The following is a 23,387-nucleotide window of genomic DNA, read 5'->3' as shown; positions in this document are numbered from 1 at the left end:
CCGGCGATGATGCCGGGCGTGAACGCCACGAACGGGCTGCGCAGGGTCGCGGCCACCCGCTACGTCACCCCCTTCCGGGAGGGTGGCTCGCTGCCGGGGCTGGTCGAGGCCGACGACCTCGGCATGTACGTGCTCAAGTTCCGCGGTGCCGGCCAGGGGGTGAAAGCCCTGGTGGCCGAGATCGTGGTGGGCGAGCTGGCCCGCCGGCTGGGCTTCCGGGTGCCCGAGATCGTCCTGGTGGACGTCGATCCCGAACTCGCCCGCGCCGAACCCGACCAGGAGGTCCAGGAGCTGCTGCGGGCCAGCGGAGGGGTGAACCTCGGGCTGGACTACCTGCCCGGCTCGTTCGACTACAACCCGGTCGTGCGCGAGCCGTCGACGGCCCTCGCGACCCGCCTGCTGTGGTTCGACGGGCTGACGCTGAACGTGGACCGGAGCTGGCGCAACCCGAACACCCTGCTGTGGCACCGCGAGCTGTGGCTGATCGACCACGGCGCGGCGCTGTACTTCCACCACTCGTGGCACCCGGACCGGTTCCCGGCCGCGAGCTACCGGTTCGACGCCGCCGACCACCTCGTGCTGCCCTTCGCCGGGCCCCTGGCCGAGGTCGACGCCGAGCTGTCCGCGACGATCACCCCGGAGCTGCTGCGCGAGGTGCTCGCCCTGGTGCCGGACGAGTGGCTCGCGCTTGACGAGGCGTTCGGCCCGCCGGACGCGGTCCGCGCCGCGTACATCCAGTTCTTCACAACCCGCCTGGCGCAGCCGCGCGCCTGGGTGGACGCCCTGGAGGCCGCCCGTGCCGCACGTGTTTGAGTACGCGCTGCTGCGCGCGGTGCCCCGGCAGGAGCGCGGCGAGTTCGTCAACGTCGGCGTGCTGGTCTACTGCGCGCCGCTGGGCTTCCTGGGTGCGCGCGTGCACGTCGACGAACCGCGCCTGCGCGCGCTGGACCCGTTCCTCGACGTCGAGCTGCTCCGGGCGAACCTGGACCACCTCGGGGTGTCCTGCGCCGGCGACCCGCAGGCCGGGCCGGTCTCCCGGACCACGCCCGGTCAGCGGTTCCGCTGGCTGACCGCGCCGCGCAGCACGATCATCCAGACCTCGCCCGCCCACACCGGCCTGACCGACGACCCGGAGGCGGCGCTGGACCACCTCCTGCGCACCCTCGTGCTGCCGCCCGCCCACTAGGCTGGCAACCTCCTGCCTCACGCCGCGTCTATAGGTGCGAGCAGTTTTCGACACACGGATCGGGGTCGCTGACATGAGCGCCGGCTACCACCAGGGCTACCAGCAGAGGGGCGGCCTCCGGCCCGCGCCGAAGCGCCGCAGACCGCGCGTCGGTCGGATCATCCTGGTCCTGCTGGTCCTGCTGCTGGCCTTCGCGGTCGGCATGTGGGTCTACGTGGACTCCTCGCTGCGCCGCATCGACGCGCTGCCGGACTACGAGGGCAGGCCCGCCGACACGCCCGGCACCAACTGGCTGCTGGTCGGGTCCGACGCGCGGGACGACCTGACCGAGGAGCAGAAGACCGACCTGGCCACCGGCGACGCGGGCGGCCGGCGCACGGACACCATCATGGTCCTGCACATCCCGTCGGGATCGGGGAAGTCCACATTGGTGAGCGTTCCCCGCGACTCCTACGTGGACATCCCGGGCAACGGCAAGAACAAGATCAACGCGGCGTTCGCGTTCGGCGGCGCGCCGCTGCTGGCGCAGACCGTCGAGGGCGCGACCGGCCTGCGCATCGACCACTACATGGAAATCGGCTTCGGCGGGTTCGCGGGCATCGTGGACGCCGTGGGCGGTGTCGACCTGTGCGTCAAGGAGCCGATGAAGGACCCGCTGGCGGGCCTGGACCTCCAGCCGGGCTGCCAGGAGCTCGACGGCGCGCAGGCGCTGGGCTTCGTGCGGACCCGGGCGTTCGCCACGGCCGACCTCCAGCGGGTGCAGAACCAGCGCGAGTTCCTGTCGGCGTTGTCCGACAAGGCGACCAGCGTCGGCACCCTGATCAACCCGTTCAAGGCGTTCCCGCTGCTGTTCGCGTCGACCGACTCGATCTCGGTCAACGAGGGCGACCACCTGCACCACCTGGCCGGGATGGCGTTCGGCATGAGCGGCGGCGTGGACAACGTGACGGTGCCGGTGGGCGGTACGCCGACCGTGCCGGGCGCGGGTTCGGTCGTGCAGTGGGACCGCGCCAACGCGCTGCGCCTGTTCGGCGCGCTGGAGAAGGACGAGCCGGTGCCGGCGGACCTGTTGCAGCAACCGGGTTAGCGGCGGCGGGGTCGGCGGCCGTGACCGCGCCCGCCCTCCGCGAGAACGACGTCGGCGCTGTTTCCGTCTCCTGGAAACAGCGCCGCTCGCGTGGTCGACCCCCTCGTCACCCCGTTCAGCCCTCCACGTCGGCGGCCTCGGCGGCAGCGGCCCCGGTGGCGGCGGGCGCGGTGGCGGGAGTGGGCGCGGCAGTGGCTGCGGTGGCGGCTGCGGCCTTGGCGGCAGCGGCGGCACCAGCGCCGGGAGTGGCGTCGGCCGGGACGGCGTCGGCCTCGACGTCCGCGCTGGCCTCGATGATGCCCTCGAACTGGCGCAGCAGGTCGTCGTAGATCGGCGTGAGTGACACTTGGTAACCCCCACAGTCTGGTTCGTCCCCCGATCGGACCAAAGCAGCCTACTCGTGGCGGGGTGTCCACTTCACCTGGTATCCGACAATGACGAACCCGGGTTGCTGACCATTGACCGAGCACCTCCCATTGCCGCAGCTCGTGTGCGGTGTGGACAGCCGAAGGGGGCGCGAGCGGCGCGATCACCTTGGCACTGCGGGAGTTAAACCATGTCATGGGTCACAGGGCGGACGTGCCCCGTGCCCGGACACCCGGCGACCCTCCCGCGCGGGGCGGTGAGAGGCGAAACCCCCGCTCGGGCGGGCGGCGAGGTCGACGCGGGCGCTCCCGGCCGGGGGATGACCGTCCACAGTGGAACCACCACGGTCACCGGGGTGGGTTACCCCCGGGCGGGGGCCGGGGCGACCGGCGGTCACCCGTGGTCGGTGCCGGCGTCGTCACCGGTACGGGGCACTCCCGGCCGGTCGGTGCCGGCCGTGCGTCGGCGCAACGCGGCTGCACAACGCGCTGCGCGCCTGGGGTGATCCAGGTGCCCGGTCGCGCGGTCGGTCCACCGTCGAGGGCTTGAGTCGCACGAAGGTGGCGTTTCGACCGGGTGGGGACGGGTAGCTGAGATGACCCAGCGAAGTTCGCACTACCAGGTGATTTACGTTCACCCGGCGTGAGGTGAACGCTTCCGGGGTGACTGAGCAACGGCGCTCTACGCCCACCGACCGGGAATCGGACCTGATCCGGCGCATCCAGAACTTGGCACGCCGCGCCGAACGCACCGCGTTCAACCACTCGAACCTGGTGGGTCCACCCCCGTCCCAGGAACACCTCGACATCCTCGCGGAGATCCGCGCGCTCACCGAACAGGCGGTGGCGGCCAGGCTCGCCAGACCCGCCGGCCTGCCCCGCCAGGCCGAGTCCGTGGAGAGCGCGCCCCTGCCCGCCCGCTGACCCGGTTCGCGCGAGCCCTCCCGGTCGACGGAGCCCGGGGCGGACGCGCGGACGGCCCGTGCCGGCGTGCTCGCCGCACCGCCACGGGCCGTCGTCGGGCAGCGGGTCAGCGGCGGCGGACCAGCTTCACCAGGCCCTTGAAGGTCTCCTCCAGGCCGGACGAGAACGGGTTGTCGTTGACCAGGTAGGTCCACGTCGTGTTCGGCCGCTGCACGCCGGCCTCGGCGAGGTGCGCGCCCTCCGCGTCGATCTTCACCTTGGCGAAGGTCTCCTCGGCCTCGTCCCAGGCGTCCGGCACGATCCGGTGGTAGGCCGGGATCGCCTCGCGGTGGAACTCGTCGAGCGGGTTCTGCCGGGCCAGCGCCCGCAGGTGGATGCCCTCGCGCAGGTCGGTGAGGAACGTCAGGTGGTCGCTCCACCGCTGGTCGAGGTGGTGCAGCGCGATCAGCCGGGCCGACTCCACGAGCACCTCGCGGTCCAGCTCGGCCAGTTCCGCCGCGCGCTCGGGCTTGCGCTCGGCCAGCTCCTCCCACGCCTTGTCGGTGCGCAGCAGCTCGTCGCGGTACTCCAGCATCAGCGTCCGCTGGTGCTCGATCAGCTTGTTGTAGCGCCAGGTGTTGCGGTGGATCTCCAGGTGCACGCCCTCGGCCACGCGCTGCCCGTGCTCGACGGTGTGCAGCGTGCCCGCGTCGACCACCCGGCCGTCGTCCTCGACCTCGGCGGGCTCGTCGTGGTCGGGCACGTACTGCGCCACCAGGTCGTCCTGCAAGGAGGAGAAGAACACCGAGCCGCCGGGGTCGCCCTGGCGGCCCGCGCGCCCGCGGAGCTGGTCGTCCAGCCGGGACGACGGGTGCCGGCCGGTGCCGACCACGTAGAGGCCGCCGAGCTCGGAGATCCGCTCGTGGTCGGTCGAGTCGTGGCCGCCCAGGCGGATGTCCGTGCCGCGACCGGCCATCTGGGTGGACACGGTGACGCGCTCGAACGACCCCGCGTCGGCGATGATCGAGGCTTCCTCGGCGTCGTTCTTCGCGTTGAGGACCACGCACTCCAGGCCGGCCTCGGCCAGCTTGCGGGACAGCCGCTCGGACTCGGCCACGTCCAGCGTGCCGACCAGGATCGGCCGGCCGGTCTCGTGGACGGCCTTGATCTCCTGGACGATCGCGGCTTCCTTGAGCTCCAGCGTCGTGTAGAGGCGGGGCGCTTCGTCCTCCCGCACGCACTCCACGTTGGCCGGGATCACCAGCACTTCGAGCTGGTAGAAGTCGCGGAGCTGCTCGGCCACGGCGACCGCGGTGCCGGTCATGCCGCACACCGCGGGATAGCGGCTGAGCAGCGCCTGGACGGTGATCGAGTCGAGCACCTCGCCGGAGTCGGTGGTGGCCACCGCCTCCTTGGCCTCGACCGCCGCCTGGAGGCCGTCCGGCCAGCGCTGGAGCTTCGCGATCCGGCCCCGGGTGTCGTTGATCAGGTGGACCTTGCCGTCGCGGACGATGTAGTCGACGTCGCGGTGCAGCAGGACCTGGGCGTGCAGGGCCACGTTGACCTTGCTCAGCGTGGTGGACACGTGCTCGTCGGAGTACAGGTCGATGCCGCCGAGGGCGCGTTCGACCAGCTCGGAGCCCGCGCCGGTGAGGTAGACGTTGCGCTCCTCGTCGTCCACCTCGAAGTGCAGGTCGCGGCGCAGCCGCTTGACCAGGTCGGCGAGCGCGGGGTCGACCGCGGGGCCGGCCGTGGAACCGGCCAGCACGAGGGGCACGCGGGCCTCGTCGACCAGCACCGAGTCGGCCTCGTCGACCAGGGCGACCCGGGGCGCGGGCACGATCCGGTCGCCCTCGTCGGTGGCGAGCCGGTCGCGCAGCACGTCGAAGCCGAGCTCGGACACCGAGGCGTAGGTGACCTCGGCCTCGTAGGCGGCGCGGCGCTCGTCGGGCTTGCTGCTCTGGTTGAGCCACCCGACGGACACGCCGAGCAGCCGGTAGAGCGGGCCCATCCACTCGGCGTCGCGCTGGGCGAGGTAGTCGTTGACCGAGACCACGTGCACGTGGTCGCCGCGCAGCGCGAACCCGGCGGCGGCGATCGCGCCGGCCAGCGTCTTGCCCTCACCGGTGGCCATCTCCACGACGTGGCCCTCCAGCAGGCCCAGCGCGCCGAGGATCTGCACGTCGAACGGCCGCAGCCCGAGCGCGCGGTCGGCGGCCTCGCGCCCGAGGGCGCAGACCTCGACCAGCTCGGGGCGTCCGAACTCGGACTTCTCCCGCAGCGCCGCCGCCGCCTCGGTGAGCTCCGCGTCGCTGAGCGCGCTCACGCGGTCCGCCTGCTCGTTCACCTCGACGAGCAGCGCGCGGTACGGCGTGAGGTCGGCGGAGCCGGGCTTCTGCGCGAACCGGCGCAGCCGCTGCTTGAACCGTCCCAGGAGAGTGGTCACGGCACCGCAACGTACGGCACGGGGGCAACGTTCCGCACGTCACCCGTTTGACTTTTCACGGTGGAACGGCCGGGTCGCGGGCCAGTCGAGACGCACGGGGCTGTGGGTAGTCGCCCGGTGACGGGCGGTGGGAAATCCGGCAGTGGCGACGGGTTCGTGACGCAGCGTCGACGGTCTGGCGCACGACTGGGCCAGTAGCGTGTGATGGCGATCACATCATGTCGAATGTGCTTAGCGTTGTCGCACGCGGAACCGATGCCCGGGGTGAGGCGTCTCTTGGGCATTCCACCCCAGGACGTGAACCGGACAGTCCCCCCAGGAGGACCCCCGTGGTGTTCAAGAGGATGTTGCGCGCGTTCGGAGTCGGCGGTCCGTCCGTGGACACGGTGCTGACCAACCCCAACGTGCGTCCCGGCGAGCTGCTGACCGGCGAGGTGCGCATCGCCGGCGGTGACCACGCCGCGACCGTCGACGAGGTGAAGCTGTCGCTGGTGACCAGGGTCGAGGTGGAGAGCGGCGACAACGAGCACAACCGCAACGTCGAGTTCGCCCGGGTCGTCGTCGGCAGGCAGGTCCACGTCGGCCCCGGTCAGCACCTCGCGCTGCCCTTCCAGTTCCCGGTGCCGCTGGAGACCCCGCTGACCGTCGTGCACGGCACGCCGCTGCGCGGCATGACGATGGGCCTGCGCACCGAGCTGGAGGTGCGCGGCGCGGTCGACCCCGGCGACCTCGACCCGATCGCGGTGCACCCGATCCGCTCGCAGGAGCACGTGCTGAACGCGTTCGGCGCGCTGGGCTTCCGGTTCACCCGCGCGGACTCCGAGCAGGGCCGCATCCACGGCGTCCCGCAGCAGCTCCCGTTCTACCAGGAGATCGAATTCCTGCCGCCGCAGCAGTTCCTGGGCAAGATCAGCCAGGTTGAGCTGACCTTCGTCACCGACTCCCACCACCTGTACGTGGTGCTGGAGGCGGACCGGCGCGGTGGGCTGTTCCGGCAGGGCGGGGACACCTTCGGGCACTTCGCCATGTCGCACGATGAGGTGATCCGCACGGACTGGGCCGCGGTCCTGCACCAGTGGATGGACCAGGTCGCGGGAAGGCGATCTTCGCACGGCCACGGCCTGTAGGGCTCGCGCGGCGGTGATCGCGGTGGCCACCCCGGCGGTGGGATCGGGGCAAGCCGCGTGCTCGTAGGGGCTGCGGGCGGCGTGTTCGGTGCGATGATTGTCGGCGAGGCCCTCGGCGAGGTCGGGGACTTCTTCGAAGGCGACCAACCCGCAGGAGGCGTCATGGGCATCGGCGGCGTGATCAGCGCTCTTATCGTGGGTCTCATCATCGGGTTCCTCGGCAAACTCGTGGCACCGGGCAAGCAGGCCATTCCCATCTGGCTGACCCTCGTGGTCGGCGTCGTGGCCGCGTTCCTGGGCACGTTCGTGGCCCGGGCGCTCGGTGTCGAGGACACCCCCGGCATCGACTGGATCGAGATCATCGTCCAGGTGGCGCTCGCCGCCGTGGGCGTGAGCCTCGTGGCCGGGTTCTGGGGCAAGAGGCAGGCCCACTAGACCTGTTCGCGGAGGGGCCTCCCGGCAACGCCGGGAGGCCCCTCGGCGTTGCCGGGCCCGGGGTCGCAGCCGAGCATGCGGAGCACCAGGTCGGCGTGGAGGGCACCGATGTCGGCCGGCGAGCGGCGGCCGGCGGGCCGGTACCAGCGGGCCACGTCGACGCACAGCGACAGCACGGCGAGCGCCGCGCCAGGCACGTCGGGGACGTGGAACGCGCCGGCCTCGACCCCGTCCCGGATCATCCGCCGGACGGTGGCCCCGATGCGCTTGCGGAGCACGACCACCTCGGCGAGGTGCTCGGGGGTGAGCGCACCCAGCTCGTACTGCACGACGCGGGCGGTCGTGTGGTGCTCGGCGTGCCACGACGCGAACGCCGACACCGCCGACGCCATCCGCGCGGCCGGGTCCGGCCCGGTGGCGGAGGTCAGCACGTCGAGCGAGGCCGCGTGGCCGATCCGGGAGACCTGGAACAGCAGGTCTTCCTTGGACCGGTAGTGGATGTAGACCGCGGCGGGGCTCATGCTGGCCTGGGCGGCGATGTCCCGCGTGGTGGTGGCGTGGTAGCCGCGCCCGGCGAAGGCGGCAGCCGCCGCGACGAGCATCCGGCGGGCGGCCGGTGGGGTGATGTCGCGCCACGCGCCATCGGGCGACCCGGACTCCGGGGCGGTCATCGGCCTCCTTGACGAGGGAGCTCAGCCTGTCGCAGGCTAAGCGCACGCTTAGCCCTGAGCAACTGCTCAGTACGGGGGCACGGTGCGCCGCACGCTGTTCGGGGACGACCACGGCGCGTGCCGCGACACGGCGCGCGCCTTCGTCGACCGTACGGCGGTGGACGCGGCCGAGGCCGAGTACTGGAGCGCGGACGCCCAGAACGGGATCATGAAAAAACTCATCGGACGGGACCGGGGGCTCTGACGCCCGTTCTGTCCACTGTGGAGTATTCGGGAGAAGGCGGTGGGCCGGATGGGAATCCTGGACAGGTTCAGGTTGGACGGGAAGGTCGCGATCGTCACCGGGGCGTCCTCCGGGCTGGGCGTCGCGTTCGCGAAGGGACTCGCGGAAGCGGGCGCGGACGTGGTGCTCGCGGCGCGCCGGGTGGATCGGCTCCAGGACACCGCGGCGTTGGTCGAGGCCACGGGCCGGCGGGCGTTGGTCGTGCGCGCGGATGTCGCCGTGCCGGAGGACTGTCACGAGGTGGCGCGTGCTGCGGCGGATTTCGGCGCGGTGGGCGTGCTGGTGAACAACGCCGGGACGGCGTCGGCGGTACCGGCGTCGCGCGAGACGCCGGAGCAGTTCCGCGGTGTCGTGGACGTGAACCTCAACGGCGCGTACTGGATGGCCCAGGCCGCTGCGGCGGTGATGACCGGTGGCGGGTCGATCATCAACGTGTCCAGCGTGCTGGGACTGGTGTCCGGCGGGCTGCCGCAGGCGGCGTACTCGGCGTCCAAGGCGGGCCTGCTGGGCCTGACGCGGGACCTGGCGCAGCAGTGGACCGGGCGCAAGGGCATCCGGGTGAACGCTTTGGCACCCGGGTACTTCGCGTCGGAGATGACCGACCAGTACCCGGACGGGTACCTGGACGCGCACGTCGCGCGGCTCCCGATGGGGCGGGTCGGCGACCCCGAGGAACTGGCCTCGGCGGTGGTCTTCCTCGCCTCGGACGCGGGCGGTTACGTCACCGGAGCGACCTTCGTCGTGGACGGCGGCGCGACCCTGGGGTCGTAGTGCCGGGGACGCCCCCGCGTCGGCTCGGGCGGCGGGTGCCGGGAGTGGGATTATGCTGCCCCGCATGGGCACTGTGCCGGAGCGGCTGATCGCGGCGGCCACCAGGTTGTTCGCCGACAAGGGGTTCGACCGGGTGGCGGTGCAGGAGATCGTCGACCTCGCGGGCGTCACCAAAGGTGCCATGTACCACTACTTCGGGTCCAAGGACGACCTGCTGCACGAGATCTACGCCAGTCTGCTGCGGGTGCAGACGGAGCGGCTGGAGCTGATCGCCGCCGGCGACGGCGCGGTGGCCGACCGGCTGCACTCGGCGGCGGTGGACGTGGTGGTGACGTCGGTGGAGAACTTCGACCAGGCCAAGGTGTACTTCCGGTCCGCCGATCTGCCGGCCGAGCCCCAGCGGTTGGCCATGCGGGCCGAGCGGCGGCGCTACCACGAGCGGTTCCGGTCGCTGGTGGAGGAGGGGCAGGCGTCCGGGGTGTTCCGGCAGGACGTCCCGGCCGATCTGACCGTGCACTACTTCTTCGGGACCGTGCACCACCTGGCGGCCTGGTACCGGGAGGACGGGGCGCTGTCGGCCGAGGAGGTCGGGCGGCACTACGCGGACCTGCTGGCAAGTTCGTTGCGGGTGTAGGGATTACCCGGAGCGGCCACGGGATGCCGCCCGGTCCGGTCACGGGATCAGCAGGATCACCGTCTCGGCCACGCAGGCGGGTTTGGGGTGCCCCTCGATCTCGACGGTCACCTTGACCACCGCCCGCTTGCCCGGTGGGAAGTCGGTGAACTCCACCAGTTCCGCTCCGGCCCGCACGCGGGAACCCACGGTCACCGGCGTGGGGAAGCGGACCTTGTCGAGGCCGTAGTTGATGCCCATGGCGAGGTCGCGGACCGCGTAGACGTCGCGGACCAGCCTCGGGATCAGCGAGAGGGTCAGGTAGCCGTGCGCCACCGGAGCACCGAAAGGCCCGGCCCGCGCCCTGTCCCGGTCCACGTGGATCCACTGGTGGTCGTCGGTGGCCTCGGCGAAGAGGTCGATCTCCTGCTGGGTGATCTCGTGCCACGAGCCGTGGCCGAGGTGCTCGCCCACCGCCTCGCCCAGGGCGTCCAAGGTGGGGAAGATCCGCACCGCCTAGTCCTTCGGTCCGCCGGCCACGTACAAGACCTGGCCGGAGACGAAGCCCGCGCCGTCGCTCACCAGGAACGACGCGGTGTGGGCGATGTCCTCCGGCGTGCCCACCCTGCCCACCGGGATCATCGTGGCGGCCACCTTCTTGAAGTCCTCGAAGTCCGCGCCCACGCGGGCGGCGGTGGCGGCGGTCATGTCGGTGGCGATGAAGCCGGGGGCGATGGCGTTGACGGTGATGCCGAACTTGCCCAGCTCGATCGCGAGGGTCTTGGTGAAGCCCTGGATGCCGGCCTTCGCCGCCGCGTAGTTGGCCTGGCCCCGGTTGCCCAGCGCGCTGGTGCTGGACAGGTTGACGATCCGGCCCCACCCGGCCTCGGTCTGGAACCGCTGGACCGCCCGGCTCATCAGGAACGTGCCCCGCAGGTGCACGTTCATCACGGCGTCCCAGTCGTCGTCGGTCATCTTGAACAGGAGGTTGTCGCGCAGGATGCCGGCGTTGTTCACCAGGACGGTGGGCGCGCCGAGCTCGTCGGCCACCCGTCGCACGGCCCGGTCCACGGCTTGGCCGTCACCGACGTCCACGCCCACGGCCAGGGCCTCGCCGCCGGCCTCGGTGATCCCGGCGACCGGCTCCGCGCAGCTCTCCTCGGTCAGGTCCAGCAGCGCCACGGCCATGCCGTCCCGGGCGAGCCTCGTCGCGACGGCCGCACCGATCCCCCGTGCGGCACCGGTGACGACTGCCACGCGCCTGTCGGGTCCGGGCACGTCGACCTCCTGGTAACAAGCCTAAGCGAGCGCTCAGGGGCTACCGGGCAAGCTACCGGCCCGGTCGGCGGGACGCCAGCGTCGGTGCAGGGGCACACCGAGTGGTCACCGGGTGCTGGTCGGAACGCGTGGGGGAGGGGCCGCCCCTTCGAAGTGGGCGGCCCCGCCTGGTCACTCGTCGTCGCTGAGCTCGGCCAGGGCCGCCTTGACCTTGGCCAGTTCGGCCTCCAGCTCCTCCATGCGGGTGCGGTGCTGGGACCGGGCGGCTTCGATGACCTCCTCGATACCGCCGGCGATGTCCTCGTGCAGCTCCTTGGCCGCCTTGGACACGGCCGCCGCCGAGATGGCCAGGCCCTGCACGACCCGCTTGGTGCCGTGCACCAGGTCGGCCTGCCACTCGCCGTCCGCGGTGCCGGTGACGGTGAGCGTCAGCTCGACCGTGCGGGTCTTCTTGACCGTGCTCTTGGGGGCCCGGGGCTTCGCGGGCTTGGCCGCGGGCGCTTCCTCCTGCTTCGGGGGTGCGGCAGGCGCTTCTTCCTCCTGCTGCACGGGCTCGGCGGGCGCAACGGCGTCCACCCGGTCTTCCTGCTCCACGAGCGTGTCCGCCTGCACGTTCTCGTTTCCTCTCTGCGCTTCCGGCTCGACCCGGCGTGATCATAGAACACTTGTTCGATGACGGGTCGATTGCCCCGCACAGCGTAGGGCTTGCGCCCGGCCCGCCGATCCCGGGTGACGCCGGACGGTCCACCGCTGATCAACGGGGTGCGGGGGCGGCGGCCCGAGCCTCCACCGCCCCCGCCCGCACGTCGTCCACGACCAGACCCGCGCCGCGTCGCGCCCACGGCCGCGAGTCAGCGTGTTCGAGCTCAGCGTGTTCGGGTTCAGGGGGCCTGCACCAATCCCGCACCCACATCGGTGGAGGACAGGCCCAGGCGACGCGCCGACTGCATCAGCCGCGCCCACAGCTCCCAGCCGCGCGCGTCGTACCGCTGCGCCAGCAACGCCGCGATGCCCGCCACGTGCGGGGTGGCCATGCTGGTGCCCTGGATGCGCTTGTACCGGCCGGTCCCGGTCTTCCCGTTCCAGCTCGAATAGACGTTCACGCCGGGGGCGACGGCGTCGACCTGGCCGACGGTGTCGACCGTGCCGCAGGAGAAGGGCGCGACGGCCCGCTGGTCGTCGATCGCGCCCACGGACATGATCGACGGGCAGTTCGCCGGGTGGCCGACCGGGGCGACCGCGCCCGGCCGCCGGCTCTCGTTGCCCGCCGCGGCGATGATGAGCGTGTTCTTCGCCAGCGCGCGCCGGGCGGCCTGCTCGAAGACCTGCGAGTACGGCGTGCCCGGCCGGACCGCCGCGCCCAGCGACATCGACACGACCGCGCAGCCGTTGGCGACCGCCCACGCGATGCCGTTCAGGATGCCGCCGTCGTCGCCGAACCCGGCGTTGGACAGCACCTTGCCCGCGTAGATCTCCGCTTCGTGGGCGACGCCGTAGCCCGGTGCGGTGGCGGGCTCGCGCGGACCGGCGGCGGTGCCGACGCAGTGCGTGCCGTGGCCGTGCGCGTCGTCCACCGCCTCGTCCTTGATGAACGAGTGGGTGAGCACGGTCCGGCCGGTGAAGTCCGGGTGGTCGACGGTGAACCCGGTGTCGAGGACGGCCAGCCGGACACCCGCGCCGCTCGCGGAGCTGAGCGTCGCGCCGACCGCCTGGAGCCCCCAGGTGAACACGCTCTCGTCCACGAGCGCGGACGAGGTCTCCTCCGACGTGGGCACGGCCAGCGCCCGCACGATCCGCTCCGGCTCGACCACCGCGATCGGGCCGGGTTCCCCGGTGGCGCGGGCGAGCCGCGTCACCTGCTCGGGCGTGGCGGTGACCACGGCGACGCCGAGCTCCTGGAAGATGATCCCGTCGGACCCCGCCAGGTCGGCCGGCGAGACCGATTCGAGCGTGTCGGCGGCGTTGATGCCGGCGACGCGGTTCATCTCCCGCGCGCCGGCGGCCACCGAGTTGTCCTCCAGCAGCACGAGGTAGCGGCCGGTCGTGGTCTTGGTTTCCTCAGGCATGACGACCCCCTCCGGGGTTGGGCGGCAGTCAAGTGCAACCCCTGCCACCGCTCGGGCTCAAGCGGCCGAAAGTGGGTGATTCCGCCAAGTCCGAGTCGTCGTGCCGCCGTCGTGCCGCCGTTCAGGCCGGTGCGGGCTGTGCGTCACCCTTCCGGCTCACCAGACGGGCCAACGGTTCCACCACCCGGGCGGCGACCGGGCCCAGCACCGCCATCAGCAGCACGTACGCCGTCGCCAGCGCCGCGAGCTGCCCGTCCACCGCGCCGGAGGCCACGGTGAGGCTCGCGATCACGATGGAGAACTCGCCGCGCGCCACCAGCGCCGCGCCCGCGCGCGCCCGGCCGAGCTTCCCGATGCCCTGCCGCTTCGCGGCCCACCACCCGGTGGCGACCTTGGTCAGCGTGGTCACCGCGGCGAGCGCCACGGCCAGGCCCAGCACCGGGGGGATCGAGCTCGGGTCGGTGTTCAACCCGAACACCACGAAGAACATCGCCGCGAACAGGTCCCGCAGCGGCTCCAGCATCCGGGTGGCGTTCTCCGCCGTGGAGCCGGAGATCGCGATGCCCAGCAGGAACGCGCCCACCGCCGCCGACACCTGGAGCTGCGAGGCCACGCCGGCCACCAGCAGCGCCGCGCCGAGCACCTTGAGCAGGAACACCTCGGGGTCGGGGCTGTCCACCAGGGCCGAGACGTACCGGCCGAACTTCAGGGCGATGACCAGCACGACGGTGATCGCCAGCAGCGAGATGCCGACCGCGGTCATCCCGCCCACGAAGCTCACGCCCGCCAGCACGGCGGTCAGGATCGGCAGGTAGACCGCCATCGCCAGGTCCTCGAAGACCAGCACCGACAGCACCACCGGGGTCTCCCGGTTGCCCAGCCGGCCCAGGTCGCCGAGCACCTTCGCGATGATCCCGGACGACGAGATGTAGGTGACGCCGGCCATCGCCAGCGCGCCCACCGGCCCCCAGCCGAGGATCAGCGCGGCGATCGCGCCCGGCGCGGCGTTGAGCACGATGTCCAGGACACCGGCCATCCACGAGCGCTTCAGGCCGGTCATCAGCTCGGCCGCCGAGTACTCCAGGCCGAGCAGGAGCAGCAGCAGGATGACGCCGATCTCGCTGGAGATGTGCGAGAAGTCCTCGATGCCGTGCAGCGGGATCAGGCCGCCCTGCCCGAAGGCCAGCCCGCCGATCAGGTAGAGCGGGATCGGCGAGATGCCGATCCGCCAGGCCATCTTCCCCAGGAGACCCAGGCCGAAGAAGACCGCGCCGAGTTGGACCAGTGCGATCGCGGTGTCGTGCAACGCTCAGCCGTCCAGGATGTCGGCTGTCTTGGCCAACCCGTCGGTGGTGCCGACCACGACCACCAGGTCGCCGCCCGCGAAGGTGAAGTCGGGCCGGGGCGACGGGTGCACCGCGCCCGCGCGCACCACGGCCACGATCGAGGCCCCGGTGCGGGTGCGCAGCTCGGTGTCGCCCAGCGGCCGGCCGTCGAAGCCCGAGCCCGGCGCGATCGGGAACTGCTTGGTGGAGATGCCCGCCACCTCGCGGTGCTGGGCCTCCAGGTGCGCCACCAGTTGCGGTGCGCCCAGCAGCCCGGCCAGCGTGTTGGCCTCGGTCGGCGACAGCGGTATCGACGCCGAGCAGTTGTCGGGGTCGTCCTTGCTGGACACGATCAGCTCGAATTTGCCGTCCCGGTAGGTGATCACCCCGATCCTGCGACCGGCCCGGATCATGAAGTCCTGGCGGGTGCCGATTCCCGGCAGGGGCGTGACCTCGACGTTCATGACTGCATGATAATCCGCATGACTGTTCGGGTACGGGCCATACGCGGTGGTTGGGTGGTCAGGGACCGGGTGCCGGGGCCTGACGTGGACGAATTCGCCGAGCCGGAGCAGGTCGTGGAGGCCCTCGCGGCGGCGCGCGGCGGCACGCTGCTGGCGGTGCAGCACCCGCACCGCACCCCGGCCGCGCTCGCCGCCGGACTGGGCCTGCTGGACGCGTTACCGGGGGCGCGCGCCGCCCTGACCCACCTGTGCCGGACGGCGTACCGGCAGGTCGCGGACGTGGTCGCGCCCTACCGGGTGGACGGGCCGGACGGCACGGCGTACGGGCTGCTGTGCCTGGCCGACCCGGCGGCCGTCGGCCACACCGAGGAGGTCTACCCCGACGTGGTCGCCGAGCGGGCCCGCGTCCTGGCCGGTCTGGGCTGTGTGACCAGCGCCGCACTCCTGGTGCCCGTGCCCGCGCCGGGGGACGCGGAACCCTCCGGGCTGACCCGGCTGGTGGCCGAGGTCGACTCCGCGCCCGCCGTGTCCATGGTCGACCCGAGCGGGCGGCGGCACTGGCTGTGGCTGGTAGGCCCCGGCCACCACCAGGACGCCCTGCTGGCCGCCGCCGGCGCGCACCCGCTGATGGTCGCCGACGGCAACCACCGGGTCGCCGCCGCCGGCGCGGCCGGGCTGACCGGGCTGCTGGCGCTCGTCACCGCCGGGCCGGACCTGCGGGTCGGGCCGATCCACCGGGCCCTGGTCGGCACCGGCCTGGACCTGGACGACCTGGCGGTCGCGTGGCGCGGGATCGGGCTGGAGGTGGCCGGGACCGACGTGTCCACCCGGCCGTCGCCCGGCGTGGTGGTCGCCGTGTCCGGCGCGCGGGCGCTGCGGGTGGTGCTGCCCCCGGCCGGCCTCGACCACGCGGTCGTGGAGTCCCACCTCCTGGCGAAGGCGCTCGGCCTGGACCCGGAGAGCCCGCGCGTGCACCCGGTCACCCACGGCGTGCCGCTCGACGCCGACGCGCTGCTGCTGATCGCGCCCGTGCCCGTCGCGGACGTGCTCGCGGTGCACGCGTCAGGCGGGCGGATGCCCCGCAAGAGCACCTACTTCACCCCCAAACCGCGCAGCGGCCTGCTGCTGGCCGACCTCGACTGACCCGGGGTCGGGCGCACGGCGGTGCGCACGCAACGCGCTGACCTCGGACGACCTCATCTCCGTGGTGCTCACCGCCACGCCCGACCCGCACCTCGGAGTTCCCCGCCCGCGCGGCGCGGCCGGGGAGTCCGGCGGACGTGCCGCTGCTGTCCGCGGTCGAGATCGCCGTGCCCGGCGCGGTGCTCCGGGTGATCCGGGCCCGCGCACCGACCTCGACCAGTGAGGCCGATTCGGGTGTGACGGCTCACACCAGGCACAATAGGAGGTTGACGACGAGGCAGGCGTTCGAGGAGGAAATCCCGGTGGCACACGGTGAGCTGCGTGGCGTGGTGGCCCTGGACGGGCCGTCCGGCACCGGCAAGTCCTCCGCCGCGCGCCGGCTGGCGGCGACGCTCGGCGCTCGGTACCTGGACACGGGCGCGATGTACCGCGCGGTGGCGCTGGCGGTGCTGCGCGCGGGCGTGGACCCGACCGACGCCGACCGCGTCGCGGAAGTGGCCCGCGAGACCAGGCTGGACCAGGGCGACGACCCGGAGCGGTCGACCACCGCGGTGGACGGCGTGGACGTCGGCGCGGAGATCCGCGGCCCCGAGGTGACCCTCGCGGTGTCCCCGGTCTCGGCCGTGCCCGAGGTGCGCGAACTGCTCGTGGCGCGGCAGCGCGAGATCATCGCCGCCGCGCTGGGCAGCGCCGGCGGGATCGTCGTGGAAGGCCGCGACATCGGCACGGTGGTCGTGCCCGACGCCGCGCTGAAGGTGTACCTGACCGCCGACGCCCGCGCCCGCGCGCAGCGGCGCACCAAGCAGGACCACGCGGCCGGCCGCACGTCCACAGTGGACGCGACGCTGGCCGACGTGCGGCGGCGGGACACCTACGACTCGACCCGCGCGGTGTCGCCGCTGCGGCCCGCCGACGACGCCGTCGAGCTGGACACCACGTCGCTCGACCTGGCCGGCGTGCTCGCGGCCCTGGTGGACCTGGTGGAGCGGCGCGGACTGCGGGTCGTGGCGGTGGGCGGGTGAACGAGGACCTCCCCGAGGGCACCTGGCCCCGGCTGATGGACGTCGGGCGCTGGATCGGTCGCTGGCCCGTCGCCAGGTCGTTCCGGGTGCGGCTGGTCGGGGCGGCCGGGATGCCGGCGACCGGACCGGTGGTGCTGGTCGCGAACCACAGCTCGATGGTGGACGGCCCCATCCTGTTCGGGGTCCTGCCCCGGCGTGTGGTGTTCTTGGTCAAGCAGGAGATGTTCCGCGGGATCGCCGGACGGGGCCTGCGGCGGATCGGCCAGCTCGCCGTCCGGCGCGGCGTGCCCGACCGCGCGCCGCTGCTCGCGGCCCAGAGGGTGCTGCGCGGCGGCGGGGTCGTCGGGGTGTTCCCCGAGGGCACGCGCGGCACCGGCGACGTGGCCCAGGCCCAGCAGGGCGCGGCGTGGCTGGCCCGGTCGTCGGGTGCCCTCGTGGTGCCCGTGGCGTGCCGGGGCACCCGTCGCCCGGAGGGGTCCGGCCGGAGGTTCCGACCCGTGGTGGACGTGCTGGTGGGCAAGCCGTTCGAGCTCGACGCCGGCAAGGGCCGGCAAGGGCTGGAGAAGGCGACCGAGCAGGTCCGCGACCGCTTGGCCACGTTGGTGGCCGAGCTCGACAGCAGGCGAAGCGTGAGTGGAGAAGCAGGATGACGGACTTGGACGGCACCTGGGCGGACGAGTCCGAGTGGTCGACGTTCGACGGTGACGGGATCGACGGCGACGGGGGCGGCGTCGTCCCGCAGCCCGTCCTGGCCGTCGTGGGCCGGCCGAACGTGGGCAAGTCGACGCTGGTCAACCGCATCATCGGCCGGCGCGAAGCGGTCGTGCAGGACGTGCCGGGCGTGACCCGGGACCGGGTGGCGTACGACGCGCTGTGGAACGGCCGCAAGTTCACCGTGGTCGACACCGGCGGCTGGGAGCCCGACGCCACCGGCATGATGGCCTCCGTCGCGGCGCAGGCCGAACTGGCCATGAACACCGCCGACGCGATCGTGTTCGTGGTCGACTCGACGGTCGGCGCGACCACCACCGACGAAGCCGCCGTGAAGGTGCTCCGCAAGTCCAAGCGGCCGGTGATCCTGGTCGCGAACAAGGTCGACGACGAGCGGCTGATGGGCGAGGTGGCCATGCTGTGGTCGCTGGGCCTGGGCGAGCCGGTCCCGGTCAGCGGCCTGCACGGGCGCGGCTCCGGCGACCTGCTGGACAAGATCCTGGAGGCGCTGCCCGAGACGCCGCGCGACACGTTCGGCGTGAACACCGGCGGACCCCGCCGGGTCGCCCTCGTCGGCCGGCCGAACGTCGGCAAGTCGTCGTTGCTCAACCGCCTCACCGGCGAGGAGCGCTCGGTGGTCGACGCGGTCGCGGGCACCACCGTGGACCCGGTCGACTCGCTCGTCGAGCTGGACGACGACGTGTGGCGGTTCGTGGACACCGCTGGCCTGCGCAAGCGGGTGAACTTCGCGTCGGGCGCGGAGTACTACGCGTCGCTGCGCACCAAGGCCGCGATCGAGTCCGCCGAGGTCGCGATCGTGCTGCTGGACGCGTCCGAGCCGATCAGCGAGCAGGACCTGAGGGTGCTGACCATGGCCGTCGACTCCGGTCGCGCGGTCGTGCTGGCGTTCAACAAGTGGGACCTGGTGGACGAGGACCGGCGGTACGCGATGGTCCGCGAGCTGGAGCGCGGCCTGGTCCGCGTGCCGTGGGCCGAGCGGGTCAACATCTCCGCGCTCACCGGCCGCGCGGTCCGCAAGCTCGCGCCCGCCCTGCGCACGGCGTTGAACTCGTGGGACACCCGGGTGCCCACCGGACGGCTGAACTCGTGGCTGGGCGACCTGATCGCCGCCACCCCGCCGCCGGTGCGCAGCGGCAAGCAGCCCAAGGTGCTGTTCGCCACCCAGGCCTCCACCCGGCCGCCCACGTTCGTGCTGTTCACGACCGGTTTCCTGGAGTCCGGGTACCGGCGGTACATCGAGCGCAAGCTCCGCGAGGAGTTCGGCTTCGAGGGCAGCCCGGTGCGCATCTCGGTGCGGGTGCGGGAGAAGAAGCCGAAGAAGTGATCGGTTGCCCCCGCGGGCGGAATGCAGTTGCCTGACCACGTGCCGGTGCGATTGGTCCTCGCGGACGACGAGGCGCTGCTGCGGCGGGGGCTGCGGGTGTTGCTGGAGGCGGACGGGCGCGTCGAGGTCGTCGCCGAGGCGGCGGACGGCGCGGCCCTGCTCGACGCCGTGCGGCGGTACCGGCCGGACGTGGCGCTGGTCGACGTGCAGATGCCGGGGATGGACGGGCTGGCCGCGCTGCGCGCGCTGCTGGCGTGGACGAACCCGCCCGCGGTGGCCGTGCTGACGACGTTCGACCTGGACGACTACGTGGCGACCGCGCTGGAGCTGGGAGCCCAGGGCTTCCTGCTCAAGGACGCCGAGCCGGAAGCCCTGACCAGGGCCGTCGTGGACCTGGCGGCGGGCGGGGCGGTGCTCGACCCGAGGATCACCGCCCGCCTGCTGCCCAAGTTCCGCACCGCCGGCCGGTTCCGCCAGAACCCGCAGCTCGACAACCTCAGCGCCCGGGAGAAGCAGGTGCTGGCGCTGCTGGCCAACGGCCGGTCGAACCACGCCATCGCCACCAGCCTGGGCCTGAGCGAGGCGACGGTGAAGAGCTACGTGTCGACGGTGCTGACCAAGCTGGGCGTGGAGAACCGGGTGCAGGCGGCCCTGGTGGCCCACCAGGTCGGCGGCGCGTGGTGAGGGTCCTCCGGGAGCTCCCGGCCGTGGCGGTCCCGGCCACCCTGGTGCTCCTGGCGGACGGCGGCCCGTACCCGTGGTCCATCCCCGCGGCCCTCGCCGCCTGCCTGCTCCTGCCCCTGCGCCACTGGCGGCCGTGGCCGGCGGTGCTCGCCTGCCTGCCGGCCCTGGCCGGAGGTCTGGGCTGGCCGCCCGCGGTCGTGGCGCTGTACAGGGTGGGGCGTGGGTCGTCCCTGAGGTCGATCACCTGCTGGGTACTGCTCACCACGGCGTTCCCGGCCACCCTGGTGGTCGTGCAGCAGCACCTGACCGCGGGCGCGATCCTGCTGACGTACTCGTTCAGCCTGTTCATGTCAGGAGCCCCCGCGGCCCTCGGAGCCCTGATCGCGACCAGGGAGAAGCTGACGGAAACCCTCGCCGAGGCGTCCCGGGCGAGGGAGGCGGAACTGGAGGCGAGGGAAACCAGCGCACGCGCGTCCGAGCGTGCCCGGATAGCCCGCGAGATCCACGACGCGGTGGGCCACCACGCCACGCTGATCGCCGTGGAGTCCGCTGCCCTGGCCGCCACCACGGAGTCCGCGGAGACCCGCGAAACCGCCAGACGCCTGCGTGCCCTGGCAAAAGAGGCGCTGGCCGAGATGCGAGCCGCACTCGGCCTGCTCACCGCGGAACCCAACCAGGGCTACGAGGACATCGCACTCCTGGTGGAACGCGCGGCGGCGGCGGGCCTGACCATAACCCTGGAAGCGGCCGTACCCACCCCCCTGCCGCCGTCGGTGAGCCGAGCGGCGTTCAGGGTGGTCCAGGAAGCACTGACCAACGTGACGAAACACGCGCCCGGCACACCGGTCCACGTGCGACTGTCGCAACAAGACGGAACCCTGAAGATCGCCGTGACCAACGGAACCCCCACCACCCGCCCCACCCCGCCGGAGTCGGGCGGAACGGGCCTGCACGGTCTGTCGGAGCGAGTGGGCCTCGTGGGAGGAACCCTGGAGACGGAGGAGCGGGCGGACGGAAGCTGGTCCCTGGAAGCCCGGCTACCGACTGGTCCGTCGAAAGTTGACAAAGATGACTCGACTTTCGGCGGTAGTGCACGAAACCCGGCGAACGCATAGTGACGTGGCGTCGATCCGGGGGAACGGCAGTCGACCGCGGGAAACCGGAGGTCCGCCACCAGGCGGGCCTCCGTCCCAGGTCAGCCCCCTGAGATCGACCACGCGGGGGGCCGTGTCGGGGGCCCGTTGTGGGGTGCGCTAAGCTATCCGGGCACCCCACAACGGGATGCGGCCGGGACGTGGCGCAGTTTGGTAGCGCACTTGACTGGGGGTCAAGGGGTCGCAGGTTCGAATCCTGTCGTCCCGACGGCCAAGAGGGTCTTCGCAGGTCAGATACTGCGAAGGCCCTCTTTTTGTGATCTTGGGATGTTCGGACGGGTCAAGCACGCCGCTCGGCGACACCTTGACTCGGGGAGTTCCGCCATGCCCCTGCTGGACCTGGACAAGATCACCACCGGTCTGTCGAAGACCTGGTCGGGCTACCTCCGCGACTGGGACCGGACCCTGCGCTCGGCCGGTCACCCGGAGACCACCCGCTACAACTACCTCCTCGCGGCGGCCCAGTTGGCCCGCTACCTGGTTGAGCACTCTCCGGACCCTGATGCGGACGACGCGGCCGGGGACCCGTGCGAGGTGACCCGCGCCCACGTCGAGCACTTCCAGGCGTGGATGATCGACACCCGCTCGGGAGCGACCGCGCTGAACAAGCACAAAGGGTTGCAGCAGTTCTTCCGCTGGCTGCGCGACGACGAGGAGGACATCGACCGTTCCCCGATGGACCGGGTGAAACAGCCGAAGACCACGACGAAACTGATTCCCGTCATCCGTGACGACGACACGAAGAAAGTCCTCGGCACCTGCAAGGGCAAGGATTTCGTCGCATTGCGCGACGAGGCCCTGATCCGTCTCTACTACAACACCGGTGCACGCCTGTCCGAAGTCGGCAATCTCACCCTGACCGACGTCGACCTGGACACCGAATCGGTCCGCTACCGGGGTAAGGGCGACAAGGACCGCCGGGTCCGGTTCGGCCCGAAAACCGCCCGCGCCCTGTCCCGCTACCTCCGCGCCCGCGGCAAACACAAAGCCGCCGAATTCCCGGACCTCTGGCTGGCCGAACGAGGCGTCCGCCGGTTGGCCCCGAATGGTGTCAAGATCATGCTCAAACGCCGGGGCCTGGCGGCCGGCCTGACCGGCGTGCACGCCCACCGTTGGCGTCACAACTTCGCCCACGAGTGGAAACGGGCCGGCGGCGACACCGGCGACCTCATGCTCCTTCTTGGTTGGGCGTCGGAGGACATGCCCCGCCACTACGGAGCCAGCGCCGCCGCCGAACGGGCCCAGGAAACCCAACTCCGCATGGGCATCGGCGAACGCGTGTAGCCATATCGGGGGAAAGCGACCACATCAGGACACCGACGCCGATTGGCGCCTGTCGCCGACGCACGACGATAAGGTTCCGGTATTCCCATCACTGCCATTGCCGTCCGTTCTGGCTGCGAACAGGGGGTGGGCGGTTGGGCCGGGGTGTCCCGAGACGAGTCCTCAACAGGGTGACAGGCGGTGTCCACGGACACGACCGCTCGAACAGGCGGGCGGTCGGTGTGCCGTGCCGGGTTGTGGCAGTCCGGGACCGTGGCAGCGGAAGGAGTTGTCGATGAACCCCGAGGCCTCGGGGTTCATCGGCTCGGTCGTTCACGGTCGACCGCGCCGAGCGCACGGTCGTGGCGGGCCCCGGTTCGGTCGTGAGATCGTTGAGTGCCGCAGAGCCCGGATGCGTCGGTCGCCCCCGGTTCGTGAACCTGCCGGTTCCGGAACTGGTAGGTGGTGCTTCGGAACCCCAAGCGTGACGTGACACGCCGGGAGGTTCCGAAGCCGGCGTCGGCGTGTCATCCCGGATAATGGAACATCGGCGATGTTCCCGATTCATGGGGACACCATTTAGCCTGGTCATCCAGGGCAGCGCTGGAAGCCCGCTTCCAGCGAGGATCGCAACTCGCCGAGGTCGGCGGGATCGTGCGCGACACCCTGCAGCGCTGGAAGCCCGCTTCCAGCGAGGATCGCAACGTCACCACCGGCGGCCGTCGCAACGGCCGCGCCACGCAGCGCTGGAAGCCCGCTTCCAGCGAGGATCGCAACGCCGCCCTGGTCGCCGCGAGCACGCAGCGCGGCGGGCAGCGCTGGAAGCCCGCTTCCAGCGAGGATCGCAACTGACTCGCGGGCCCCCGGTGTGGGGAAATAAACGGCAGCGCTGGAAGCCCGCTTCCAGCGAGGATCGCAACTCAGCGCCCACCCGGCCTCGGCGCCGGACCAGGAGCAGCGCTGGAAGCCCGCTTCCAGCGAGGATCGCAACGTCGACCGTGCCGAGGTGGGCTCTCCACTCGGCGAGCAGCGCTGGAAGCCCGCA

The 23,387-nt window shown here is 72.1% G+C and carries 25 protein-coding genes, 1 tRNA gene and 1 CRISPR repeat array; of the genes, 17 read left to right on the top strand and 9 right to left on the bottom strand.

Going from position 1 to position 23,387, the window contains the following annotated elements; genetic code table 11:
- Positions 1–9 precede the first annotated feature (9 nt).
- The 3 genes from AB0G01_RS29560 (at position 10) to AB0G01_RS29550 (ending at position 2,273) form a co-directional block, all read left to right on the top strand.
- Positions 10–813: a HipA family kinase gene (locus AB0G01_RS29560; RefSeq protein ID WP_360952128.1), complete on the top strand. Its 804-nt coding sequence runs from the start codon at positions 10–12 to the stop codon at positions 811–813.
- The gene (locus AB0G01_RS29555; protein ID WP_360952044.1) at positions 797–1,186 is read left to right on the top strand and encodes a DUF3037 domain-containing protein; all 390 of its coding nucleotides are present in this window, start codon (positions 797–799) and stop codon (positions 1,184–1,186) included. The genes AB0G01_RS29560 and AB0G01_RS29555 overlap by 17 nt, the downstream gene beginning before the upstream one ends.
- A 73-nt stretch (positions 1,187–1,259) precedes the next feature.
- The gene (locus tag AB0G01_RS29550) at positions 1,260–2,273 is read left to right on the top strand and encodes an LCP family protein (protein ID WP_360952041.1); all 1,014 of its coding nucleotides are present in this window, start codon (positions 1,260–1,262) and stop codon (positions 2,271–2,273) included.
- A gap of 115 nt (positions 2,274–2,388) precedes the next feature.
- Here AB0G01_RS29550 and AB0G01_RS29545 read toward each other — a convergent pair whose 3' ends face one another.
- Complete coding sequence (locus tag AB0G01_RS29545; protein ID WP_360952038.1) at positions 2,389–2,619, bottom strand: hypothetical protein; 231 nt, start codon at positions 2,617–2,619, stop codon at positions 2,389–2,391.
- A gap of 682 nt (positions 2,620–3,301) precedes the next feature.
- Between AB0G01_RS29545 and AB0G01_RS29540 the strand changes: the two genes are divergently transcribed.
- Positions 3,302–3,562 carry a hypothetical protein gene (locus tag AB0G01_RS29540; protein ID WP_360952035.1) on the top strand — a complete coding sequence of 87 codons (261 nt, stop codon included), beginning with the start codon at positions 3,302–3,304 and terminating at the stop codon, positions 3,560–3,562.
- A 106-nt stretch (positions 3,563–3,668) separates the two neighbouring features.
- On the opposite strand, the gene secA2 is transcribed toward AB0G01_RS29540, so the two are convergent.
- A complete protein-coding gene (secA2, locus tag AB0G01_RS29535) occupies positions 3,669–5,987 on the bottom strand; it encodes an accessory Sec system translocase SecA2 (RefSeq protein WP_360952032.1) in 2,319 nt (772 codons plus the stop codon).
- Between the two features lie 329 nt (positions 5,988–6,316).
- Here secA2 and AB0G01_RS29530 point away from each other — a divergent pair, with 329 nt between their 5' ends.
- On the top strand, positions 6,317–7,114 hold the full coding sequence (locus AB0G01_RS29530; RefSeq protein WP_360952029.1) for a sporulation protein: 798 nt from the start codon (positions 6,317–6,319) through the stop codon (positions 7,112–7,114).
- 162 nt (positions 7,115–7,276) lie between these two features.
- Positions 7,277–7,549: a GlsB/YeaQ/YmgE family stress response membrane protein gene (locus tag AB0G01_RS29525; protein ID WP_360952125.1), complete on the top strand. Its 273-nt coding sequence runs from the start codon at positions 7,277–7,279 to the stop codon at positions 7,547–7,549.
- Here the strand turns inward: AB0G01_RS29525 and AB0G01_RS29520 are convergent.
- Positions 7,546–8,220 carry a TetR/AcrR family transcriptional regulator gene (locus AB0G01_RS29520; protein ID WP_360952026.1) on the bottom strand — a complete coding sequence of 225 codons (675 nt, stop codon included), beginning with the start codon at positions 8,218–8,220 and terminating at the stop codon, positions 7,546–7,548. The two genes, AB0G01_RS29525 and AB0G01_RS29520, sit on opposite strands and share 4 nt — an antisense overlap.
- Before the next feature lie 82 nt (positions 8,221–8,302).
- On the opposite strand from AB0G01_RS29520, the gene AB0G01_RS29515 reads away from it, so the two are divergent.
- The 3 genes from AB0G01_RS29515 (at position 8,303) to AB0G01_RS29505 (ending at position 9,908) form a co-directional block, all read left to right on the top strand.
- Positions 8,303–8,464, top strand: coding sequence for a hypothetical protein (locus tag AB0G01_RS29515; protein WP_360952023.1), 162 nt, complete (start codon positions 8,303–8,305; stop codon positions 8,462–8,464).
- Positions 8,465–8,512: 48 nt separating this feature from the next.
- Positions 8,513–9,274, top strand: a complete 762-nt coding sequence (locus AB0G01_RS29510) for an SDR family oxidoreductase (protein WP_360952020.1) — start codon at positions 8,513–8,515, stop codon at positions 9,272–9,274.
- Between the two features lie 64 nt (positions 9,275–9,338).
- Positions 9,339–9,908, top strand: coding sequence for a TetR/AcrR family transcriptional regulator (locus tag AB0G01_RS29505; RefSeq protein WP_360952017.1), 570 nt, complete (start codon positions 9,339–9,341; stop codon positions 9,906–9,908).
- Between the two features lie 39 nt (positions 9,909–9,947).
- Here the strand turns inward: AB0G01_RS29505 and AB0G01_RS29500 are convergent, their stop codons facing one another.
- From AB0G01_RS29500 to AB0G01_RS29475, 6 genes are all read right to left on the bottom strand, one after another.
- Positions 9,948–10,400: a MaoC family dehydratase gene (locus AB0G01_RS29500; protein ID WP_360952014.1), complete on the bottom strand. Its 453-nt coding sequence runs from the start codon at positions 10,398–10,400 to the stop codon at positions 9,948–9,950.
- A 3-nt stretch (positions 10,401–10,403) separates the two neighbouring features.
- Positions 10,404–11,165, bottom strand: a complete 762-nt coding sequence (gene fabG / locus AB0G01_RS29495; protein ID WP_360952011.1) for a 3-oxoacyl-ACP reductase FabG — start codon at positions 11,163–11,165, stop codon at positions 10,404–10,406.
- A 171-nt stretch (positions 11,166–11,336) separates the two neighbouring features.
- The gene (locus AB0G01_RS29490; RefSeq protein WP_360952008.1) at positions 11,337–11,777 is read right to left on the bottom strand and encodes a DUF6319 family protein; all 441 of its coding nucleotides are present in this window, start codon (positions 11,775–11,777) and stop codon (positions 11,337–11,339) included.
- Between the two features lie 269 nt (positions 11,778–12,046).
- Positions 12,047–13,231: a S8 family serine peptidase gene (locus AB0G01_RS29485; protein ID WP_360952005.1), complete on the bottom strand. Its 1,185-nt coding sequence runs from the start codon at positions 13,229–13,231 to the stop codon at positions 12,047–12,049.
- Between the two features lie 121 nt (positions 13,232–13,352).
- A complete protein-coding gene (locus tag AB0G01_RS29480) occupies positions 13,353–14,537 on the bottom strand; it encodes a cation:proton antiporter (protein WP_360952002.1) in 1,185 nt (394 codons plus the stop codon).
- Positions 14,538–14,540: 3 nt separating this feature from the next.
- Entirely contained in the window at positions 14,541–15,020 is a 480-nt protein-coding gene (locus AB0G01_RS29475; protein ID WP_360951999.1) for a cation:proton antiporter regulatory subunit, read from the bottom strand.
- 18 nt (positions 15,021–15,038) lie between these two features.
- Between AB0G01_RS29475 and AB0G01_RS29470 the strand changes: the two genes are divergently transcribed.
- The 8 genes from AB0G01_RS29470 (at position 15,039) to AB0G01_RS29435 (ending at position 22,363) form a co-directional block, all read left to right on the top strand.
- A complete protein-coding gene (locus tag AB0G01_RS29470; RefSeq protein WP_360951996.1) occupies positions 15,039–16,163 on the top strand; it encodes a DUF1015 family protein in 1,125 nt (374 codons plus the stop codon).
- A 302-nt stretch (positions 16,164–16,465) separates the two neighbouring features.
- A complete protein-coding gene (gene cmk / locus AB0G01_RS29465; protein WP_360952122.1) occupies positions 16,466–17,185 on the top strand; it encodes a (d)CMP kinase in 720 nt (239 codons plus the stop codon).
- Positions 17,186–17,220: 35 nt separating this feature from the next.
- Positions 17,221–17,835 carry a lysophospholipid acyltransferase family protein gene (locus AB0G01_RS29460; protein WP_360952120.1) on the top strand — a complete coding sequence of 205 codons (615 nt, stop codon included), beginning with the start codon at positions 17,221–17,223 and terminating at the stop codon, positions 17,833–17,835.
- Complete coding sequence (gene der / locus AB0G01_RS29455; RefSeq protein ID WP_360951993.1) at positions 17,832–19,241, top strand: ribosome biogenesis GTPase Der; 1,410 nt, start codon at positions 17,832–17,834, stop codon at positions 19,239–19,241. The genes AB0G01_RS29460 and der overlap by 4 nt, the downstream gene beginning before the upstream one ends.
- 21 nt (positions 19,242–19,262) lie before the next feature.
- Positions 19,263–19,925: a response regulator transcription factor gene (locus tag AB0G01_RS29450; protein ID WP_360951990.1), complete on the top strand. Its 663-nt coding sequence runs from the start codon at positions 19,263–19,265 to the stop codon at positions 19,923–19,925.
- The gene (locus tag AB0G01_RS29445) at positions 19,919–21,040 is read left to right on the top strand and encodes a histidine kinase (RefSeq protein WP_360951987.1); all 1,122 of its coding nucleotides are present in this window, start codon (positions 19,919–19,921) and stop codon (positions 21,038–21,040) included. Before AB0G01_RS29450 ends, AB0G01_RS29445 begins: the two co-directional genes overlap by 7 nt.
- Before the next feature lie 173 nt (positions 21,041–21,213).
- A tRNA-Pro gene (locus AB0G01_RS29440) sits at positions 21,214–21,287 on the top strand.
- A 116-nt stretch (positions 21,288–21,403) separates the two neighbouring features.
- On the top strand, positions 21,404–22,363 hold the full coding sequence (locus tag AB0G01_RS29435; RefSeq protein WP_360951984.1) for a tyrosine-type recombinase/integrase: 960 nt from the start codon (positions 21,404–21,406) through the stop codon (positions 22,361–22,363).
- Positions 22,364–22,939: 576 nt separating this feature from the next.
- Positions 22,940–23,333: direct repeats of the CRISPR family, unit length 37 nt; unit sequence GCAGCGCTGGAAGCCCGCTTCCAGCGAGGATCGCAAC.
- Positions 23,334–23,387: the final 54 nt, after the last annotated feature.

Source organism: Actinosynnema sp. NPDC023587, assembly GCF_040640215.1.
Lineage (GTDB): Bacteria > Actinomycetota > Actinomycetes > Mycobacteriales > Pseudonocardiaceae > Actinosynnema.
The sequence above is the reverse complement of the archived record's forward strand: the minus strand, read 5'-3'. Positions and strand labels throughout refer to the sequence as shown.